Source organism: Nitrobacter sp. 62-13 (genome assembly GCF_001896955.1).
Taxonomy (GTDB): Bacteria; Pseudomonadota; Alphaproteobacteria; order Rhizobiales; family Xanthobacteraceae; genus Nitrobacter.
The window spans coordinates 40,211-48,057 of record NZ_MKRN01000201.1; the positions used below are offsets into that span (position 1 = coordinate 40,211).

Sequence of the window (7,847 nt, forward strand, 5' to 3'; positions counted from 1 at the left end):
GCCTTTCCGCAGCATGGACCTTCGATGTGCGGCGAGGTTGCAGGCCGCATCACTTGCATAACCGAAATCATCAGCGGCCGGGGTTAACGAATTCGGCACGGCCGGGCTTTTTCGCCCGGCTCCCGCTCAGGTCCAACGTCGATGACTAACGGGGATTAACGCGCAGCCTGCCTGGCCATCGCCTGCTTGGCCGGCGCGGAACGAGCTGCCGTGGTCTTGGTCGCCGTGGTCTTGGTCTGGGGCTTTGTTGTGGCCAGGGGCTTTGCTGCGGGCTGTGCGGCCGCGCCGTCCCATCCGCCGGCGGGACTTGCGACGCCGACCGCATCCTCCGGCTGAGGCTTGGGAACGAACGTTTGAACCGCCTGCTTGGCCGCGGCAAGCGTCTGCGGATCGAGCCGCTTGGCGACTTCGTCGCGCTTACGGCTGGAGTCGACGTCGCCGTTAGCGGCAGCAAGGCTGAACCATTTGTAGGATTCCGCGAGATTTTGTTCGATGCCGATGCCACGGGCATAGAGTATGCCGAGATTGAATTGGCTGTCGGCGACGCCGCGCTCGGCGGCCTTGCGGAACCATTGCGCCGCGCTGGTGTAGTTGGCGCCCTTGCCGCCGCCATCGGCGTCAAGCACCGCGAGGTTGTGCATGGCCTTGGCGTTGTCCCGTTCGGCCGCCTGCAAATAGTAGCGTCGTGCCGCATCGACGTCCTTGGTTACGCCGAGGCCCTTTTCATGCAGGGTGCCAAGCCTGAACATGGCGGGCACCACGCCGGCGCGCGCCGCGCGATCGTACCATTTCGCAGCTTCGCTGTAATTGACGGCAACGCCTTTGCCCTCCGCATAGCGGGCGCCGATTTCGAACGCCGCCGCGGCGTCGCCGTGGAGCGCGGCGCTCCGCAGCTTCGGGCTGCCGATACTGTCGGGGAGGGATTCGGAGCGGGGAATTGATATCGGCTCCAGCGTGTGTGCAGCCGCAGGACGTGCAGAGGTGCCGGGAATCGCGCCGGTGATGTCGGCGGGCTGGCTTGCCGGGGGCATGTCTGACGGGTTTTCGGACGGCGCCGCGCTGCTTTCGGATGGCGGCGAAATCATCGATTGCCGGTCGAGCGGCGTGGGCGAAGTCATCGACGGCGTCGCAGGATTGTCGGAAGCGGGCTTGGCATCGACGGGCGGCGGCGTCGCCTCGGACGGAACGACCGGGCTGGTGTCGCTGACCGCCGCGCGCTGGGGTCCATCGAGCAGCGACAGTGCGAACTTGAATCCGCCGAGCACGATCACCACCACGCTGACTCCGACGAGCAGCGAGCGGATCTTGGAGGTGAGGCTGGACCCGCGTGTGGCGGGATTGGCCGGTTCGATGGCGATCTTGGTTCGGCCGGTCTTGTCGGGCGATGGCGAAGCCGCGGTGGCCGCCTGCGCGGCCCGACGCGCCGCAGCGATGAAAGATGAAGCCGATCGATCGCTTGGCGCATCCGTGATTTGGCCGATCGTGCTTTCGGAAGCTGCGATGCGCTCCGACGTCGACGCTCCGTGTCCCACCACACGGGTACCCGGCTCCAGGGGATGATCGGGCGGCAGGTCCGGATCGATCGCGGGGCGCGGTTGCGGCGGGCGCCGCGTTCCCGAATGCTCCAAGGTTTCCTTTGAACCTTCGTCCATCGCGCGCGGCGGAATCGGCGGTGGCGTCGAGGTGGCCGGAGCAGGTTGCGGCGTCGTCATCTGCGACAGCACGGGATTCGGCAATTCGGGCCTTGGCGGCTGGCCCGCCGGCGGCTCCGGTGTCGCTCCGCGAGGCGGGGCGGCAGGCATGGCGCGGACTGCGCGCAGATCACCCTCGATCATCGCCAGCCGGTCGACAACATGCCCGAGCGTGTTATGAACGGCCTCGAGCGAGTCCTGGGTATGACGGTCGGTTTCCGACTGGCAGAAGCGCATCTCCGACAGTTCGCGCTTGATCGCCTCGACGACCTCGCTGTCCATCGCGGGGCCTGCATTGCGCGGGCCGCTTTCGGCCAGCGCCGCAAGCCCGGCCTGCTGCCGTTCCAGATGATGCAGGATATCCTGCAAACCTTCCTCGACGCGCCCGAGATCGGTTCCGGGGTGCGGACTTGCGGTGTCGAGTCTTTCGAGCAGTAACGAGACCCGTTGTTCGAGATGCGCCAGCGCCGACGATGAATCGTGACCGGCCGGCAGACGGTCGAGACGATCGGATAGCGCGCGTACGGCTTCTTCAAGCTGCTCGGAGCTGCCGGAGGCGGGGCGTTCGCGGTTTTCCAGTGCCTCCGTCAGGGCGGCGACGCGCTGTTCGAGTGCGGAGAACGAATCGCTACGGCCGTCGGATCGGCCGAGTTGATCGACCTTCGACGACAGCATGGTGAGGTCGTCGCTGAGCCGCGCCAGCGCATCGTTGGAAGCGACGTTGGAAACGATGCCGCGAAGCGCAACGATCGCGTTTTCGAGCTGCTGCACCACGCCGCTGTCGCCGCTGTCGCGTACGATGGTATCGATCTTGTTGCCGAGATTACGGATCGCGTCGTCGAATCCCGCAAGTTGCTCAGCCGGTTTCAGCGATCGCAGCGCGTCGTAGATCTCATTGAGGGCGCGTTCGATATTCGCCAACGCCTGGCCATCGCTTCCGCTTTGCCGAATGTCGTCGATGCGCTGCGACAGCGAACGAATCTCGTTCTCGATCGATTCGATCGCGCGGCGTGGCATCGCCTCCGTGATGATGTGGCGGATTCCAGCCAGCTCGCTGCGGAATGCGGCGATCGACTGCTCGATTCCGTCCGGGCGCTGCAGCGATTCGATCTGGCTCGTGATTTTGAAGAGCTGACGTTCGAGGCCGGAGAAATCCGATGCCGGCCGCGGTGGTGTCATCGCCGGGGCGACAGGCGGTGGGCGGCGCGGCGACGAGGCGTGCGACGCGTCATCGAGTTCATGCTGGCGCGCCGCGACTTCCGCGATCGCGAATTCGAGCGAGGCGGAATCGGGCAGCGTCGACCGGCTGTAGACCTCGGCCGCGGCACGCTCCACCCTGTCGGCGCGGTGTTGCGGGTCCGCCGGGGGCGTCTGTGCGGCGACGCGGGCGAGCCTGGCATCCAGCCGTGAGATGGCGTCGTTGAGTTGGCGCGCGACGGCGGGTTCGCCGGGCCTGGCCGGGCTCGACAACTGGTCGATCTGTCGCGTGATTGAATCCAGCCGTCGATGAATGTCCGCCACGTCGTGGCTGTCCTCGCTGGCGAGCGGGGCTTTCGCCACCGGCACGGCGTTGCCGACCGTTGAGCTGAGCCACTCGTTCAGGGACATTCCGGCGTTCCGCGCGGCTGCTTCGGCCCGCTCGCGAACGGATGGTTCGATTCCGTCTTCGCTCCACGATCCGCGCGAGTTCATGCTTTCGTCCGGTGTCTGTCCGGCGCATGCGATGCGCCTTCGGGCTCCCTGCGCGCCTTTTGAATAGACAATTCAAACCGGCGCAGGGTCTGCCTCCGAGGCCCAACCTTTTCGTGTTACGGTAAACAACGGGTTAAGGAGTTGTGCGGCTACGGCTAAAAGTTGCATTTTGGGGAAGGCGCGAGGCCCCGCTGCCAAGCCATATACAATCCTTGATTGTATTAATGATTATACACAACATTTTCCATCGGGAGGGCTTTTGGATACGACCGCTCCAGCGCCACATGCGCCGATGACCACGAGCGCGCCTCACGCCCGGTTTGCGACGGGGCGAGCGAGGAACCCGGACGAAAGCGCCTTCGCCATGTCCCCGGCGTTTTGCTGAATCGTAGGCCGCGTCTTAGCTGCGGTCTTGGGGGCCACTGGATCACGATTGATGCAGTTGCATCGAGTACGGTAAGCTGGTCGCGGGACAAGGACTTCATGATGAGACGCAAACCCTCCATCGAGGCGGTCGCTGCCTGGATTCGCCTGATGCGCGTGCAGAGCTGCGTACTGAACACGGTGGAGCACGAGTTGAAGGAGGCAGGTTTTCCCTCTCTCGCCTGCTACGACGCGCTCTCCGAACTGTCTCGCGCACAGGCCGGCGAATTGCGACCGGTCGAGCTGGAAAAACAGATGCTGCTGCCGCAATACGCAACCTCGCGCCTGATCGATCGTCTGGTCGATGAGGGGCTGGCGGCGCGGCGTGAATGCAAGGCCGACAAGCGCGGTCAGTTCGTCGAGATCACCGAGGCCGGACGCGACTTGCAGAAAAGGATGTGGCAGGCCTATTCGGCGGCGATCGAAGAGCATGTCGGCTCCAAACTCTCCGACGCCGACGCCGCGAAGCTTTGCGGGCTGCTTGACCGGCTCGGTTGTTCCTGCAATGAGGCTCAAGCGCTTGCTGTGAGAGACGGTGCGTCCGCGCGATGAGGTCTCTTTCGTCTTGCGCGGTTGCGGGCCATTCGGCTCGATATTCTCTAGGCCTACATTGCGTGCGTTCGATCGAAACGCCCCACACCGGGATTTTTCATGGCGCGTGACCAGATCGATATGACGCCGCTGCAATCGCGCGACGAACTCGTGGCGTGGCTGGAAGCCGGCGTGAAGCCCGCGTCCGAATTCCGCATCGGCACCGAGCACGAAAAAACGCCTTTCACGCTTCAGGGCCACCAGCCCGTGCCGTATGAAGGCGCGCGCGGCATCGGCGCATTGCTGGAAGGCATGCAGCTCCTGCTTGGCTGGGAGCCGATCATGGAGCAGGGCAACATCATCGGCCTCCATGACGTCACCGGCGGCGGCGCGATTTCGCTGGAGCCCGGTGGGCAGTTCGAGCTGTCGGGCGCGCCGGTTGAAACGGTGCATCAGACCCAGTCGGAGCTGGCCGCGCATCTGGCGCAGGTCAAGGAGATCGCGACGCCGCTCGGCATCGGATTTCTCGGCCTTGGGATGACGCCGTCATGGTCGCGGGCGCAGATTCCGATGATGCCGAAGGGCCGTTACAGAATCATGCGCGACTACATGCCGAAGGTCGGCCGGTACGGCCTCGACATGATGTTCCGGACCTGCACGGTTCAGACCAATCTCGATTTCTCGTCCGAAGCCGACATGGTCAAGAAGCTCCGCGTCTCGGTGGCGCTGCAGCCGATTGCGACGGCGTTGTTCGCAAACTCTCCCTTCACCGAAGGCAAGCCAAATGGCTTCCTGTCGTTCCGTTCGGAAATCTGGCGCGACACCGACAATGCCCGCGCCGGCATGATCCCGTGGGCGTTCGAGGACGGCATGGGATTCGAACGTTGGGTCGACTATGCGCTCGACGTTCCCATGTATTTCGTCAAGCGCGGCGAAAATTATATCGACGTGTCCGGTACCTCGTTCCGCGATTTCTTCGACGGCAGGAACGAGGCCATCCCCGGCGAGCGGCCGACCCTTTCGGATTGGGCCAATCATCTGTCGACGATTTTTCCCGAGGTGCGGCTCAAGCGCTATCTGGAAATGCGTGGCGCCGACGGGGTGCCGTGGGGGCGCCTGCCGGCACTGCCGGCATTCTGGGTCGGGCTGCTCTACGACAACAGCAGCCTCGATGCGGCCTGGGACATCGTGAAGCGCTGGAATGCGCCGGAACGTCAGGCGTTGCGCGATGACGTGCCGCGGATGGGATTCAAGGCCCGGATCAAGGATCGTTATCTGTTCGAGATCGCCAAGGAATGCCTGGTGCTCGCGCATGCGGGGCTGCGCCGGCGCGGCCATGTCGATCATCTCGGTCGCGACGAGTCGCGGCATCTGGAGCCGCTCGACCGGATCCTGGATTCAGGCCGCTCTCCCGCCGAGGAGATGCTGGAAAAATTCGACGGCGCATGGGCGGGATCCGTGGAACCGGCCTACAGCGAATACGCGTTCTGAATTCGCGCGAAGCGAACGTCGGATTCGGATTGGGCCACAAGAAATCGCTTCTCGTCCGGCCTTTGGAGCAGCGGCGGGTTGGCGGCGGCCCGTTCATCCGCCATACATCAACATGGCGATTGAATGAGCATTATCCGCGCTCTTCTTGTTCGGGACACTTTAGCTTTGCGGCCTGTGTTGAAAGTCAATGCATTGAAGGCTGGCCTGATCCTGCTGGCTGCGCTGTCGATGATGGCCCTTGCAGCGGCGCGGCCGGCGCATGCGCAGACGAATTTCGACCGGCCCGGCGCTGACTATCTGCGAATGACGCTGCGGTCGGGCGACCCGGCCGACTGCGCGCTGGCCTGCGAGCGCGACCGCCATTGCCGTTCCTGGAGCTTCAGCTATCCCGGCGAGGGGTCGGAGATAGCGGTGTGCTGGCTCAAAAATGCCGTTCCGCCGCGGATCGCGAATCCCTGCTGCGTGTCCGGCGTGCGCGGGGCTGGCGTGATCGAGCGTCGGATCGGCCCGGTCGAAACGTCCACCGATCGCTCCGGTGGCGACTATCGCGTCTTCGAACTCAAGAAAGACGAACGAGCCGACGCCGATCAAATCTGCCGCCATGCCTGCGATGCCGATAGCAAGTGTCGGGCATGGACGTATGCACGGCCTGGCTATGCCGGCAAGGCCGCGCGATGCTTCCTGAAAAAGGAAATCAAGCCGCCGCACCGCCGGCCTGGCTTCACCTCCGGGGTGGTGCGATAGCGTTCCGTCAAGACGTGGACGCAGGCAACGCCGTGAGTTCCGGCCACAGTGTCTTCCACCGTTTGACTTTCGCCGAATAGCTCTCGGCGCAGAAGTTCGGTCCCGGATCCGGCCTCACGATCATGTCGGCGACGCCGGCGACGCCGGCGACACCGCCGCTCCGCCGGAGCCTGTTTCAACTGCGATGAATCAGACTCGTCGCTTGTCTTTTTGTTTGAGCATGATCTTTTTCCGAAAACCGGTTTCCACTTTTCGAGAGCATGCTCGATCGGTTGTCGGGCTATTCGCCGGCAAGCTCTGTCAGTGCACCGCCGTGAAAAAACGCGCGAGACGGAATCCGGAGAGCCAGGTCCAGACCGGTTGGTTGCGGATGCCCATGTCCCACGAGCCGACGATCGCATCGACGCGGCCGACCAGGTTGTCGGTCGAGAGCAGGCCGACGCCGCCCTGGCGGACGGGTACGCGACTGTCCGCGGAGTTGTCGCGGTTGTCGCCCATCACGAACAGATGGCCCGGCGGCACCGTCACTTCCGCGGTGTTGTCGAGCCGGCCGTTGTCGTGAATCTTGAAAATGGTGTGCGAGACGCCGCCCGGCAGCGTTTCCACATAACGGTGCGCCGGCTCGTCGGAGCCGTTGTCATCCTCGGCCTCGCCGATTCCGTCGGCTTTCAACGGAGCGGGCTGTCCATTGATCCAGACCTGGCCGTCGCGCATCTGGATGCGGTCGCCGGGCAGGCCGATGACGCGCTTCACCCAGACTTGCGAACGGTCGCCCGGCCAGCGGAAGACCACGACGTCGCCGCGTTTGGGCAGTTCGCCGAAAACGCGCGACGTCTCGGGAAAGGAGACGTGGATCGGCATCGAGGCGGTCGAGTAGCCGTAAGGGTATTTCGACGCCAATAGCGCGTCGCCGATCAAAAGCGTCGGCTCCATCGATGCCGACGGCACGTAGAACGGCTCGGCGAGCGCGCCCTTGGCGAGCAGCACCACGAGCACGATCGCCGCGATCTGAACGATCTGTCCACCCCAGCGGCGAACCATCGAGCCCGACGTTGACGATTCCAAGCTCATCCGCCCGTTCCTCCGACCGTGATCCGATCCATGCGCAGCGTCGGCTGCCCGACGCCGACCGGCACGCCCTGTCCGTTCTTGCCGCAGGTGCCGACGCCGTCGTCAAGCGCGGTGTCGTTGCCGACCATGGTGATGCGATGCAGGTCGGTCGGACCGTTGCCGATCAGCATCGCGCCCTTCAGCGGCGCGCCGAGCTTGCCGTTC

The 7,847-nt window shown here is 64.4% G+C and carries 6 protein-coding genes; 3 read left to right on the forward strand and 3 right to left on the reverse strand.

Going from position 1 to position 7,847, the window contains the following annotated elements:
* Positions 1–155: 155 nt before the first annotated feature.
* Positions 156–3,383: a hypothetical protein gene (locus BGN91_RS15925; RefSeq protein WP_292614806.1), complete on the reverse strand. Its 3,228-nt coding sequence runs from the start codon at positions 3,381–3,383 to the stop codon at positions 156–158.
* A 486-nt stretch (positions 3,384–3,869) separates the two neighbouring features.
* Here BGN91_RS15925 and BGN91_RS15930 point away from each other — a divergent pair, with 486 nt between their 5' ends.
* The 3 genes from BGN91_RS15930 (at position 3,870) to BGN91_RS15940 (ending at position 6,572) form a co-directional block, all read left to right on the forward strand.
* The gene (locus BGN91_RS15930; protein WP_292614808.1) at positions 3,870–4,358 is read left to right on the forward strand and encodes a MarR family transcriptional regulator; all 489 of its coding nucleotides are present in this window, start codon (positions 3,870–3,872) and stop codon (positions 4,356–4,358) included.
* Between the two features lie 99 nt (positions 4,359–4,457).
* A complete protein-coding gene (locus BGN91_RS15935) occupies positions 4,458–5,828 on the forward strand; it encodes a glutamate--cysteine ligase (protein WP_292614810.1) in 1,371 nt (456 codons plus the stop codon).
* Positions 5,829–6,056: 228 nt separating this feature from the next.
* Positions 6,057–6,572: a PAN domain-containing protein gene (locus BGN91_RS15940; protein WP_292614824.1), complete on the forward strand. Its 516-nt coding sequence runs from the start codon at positions 6,057–6,059 to the stop codon at positions 6,570–6,572.
* 300 nt (positions 6,573–6,872) lie between these two features.
* Here BGN91_RS15940 and lepB read toward each other — a convergent pair whose 3' ends face one another.
* Entirely contained in the window at positions 6,873–7,643 is a 771-nt protein-coding gene (gene lepB / locus BGN91_RS15945; protein ID WP_292614812.1) for a signal peptidase I, read from the reverse strand.
* Positions 7,640–7,847, reverse strand: a 208-nt coding sequence (locus BGN91_RS15950) for a metallopeptidase TldD-related protein (RefSeq protein ID WP_292614814.1), incomplete at its 5' end; no start/stop codon positions are given. The genes lepB and BGN91_RS15950, both read right to left, overlap by 4 nt.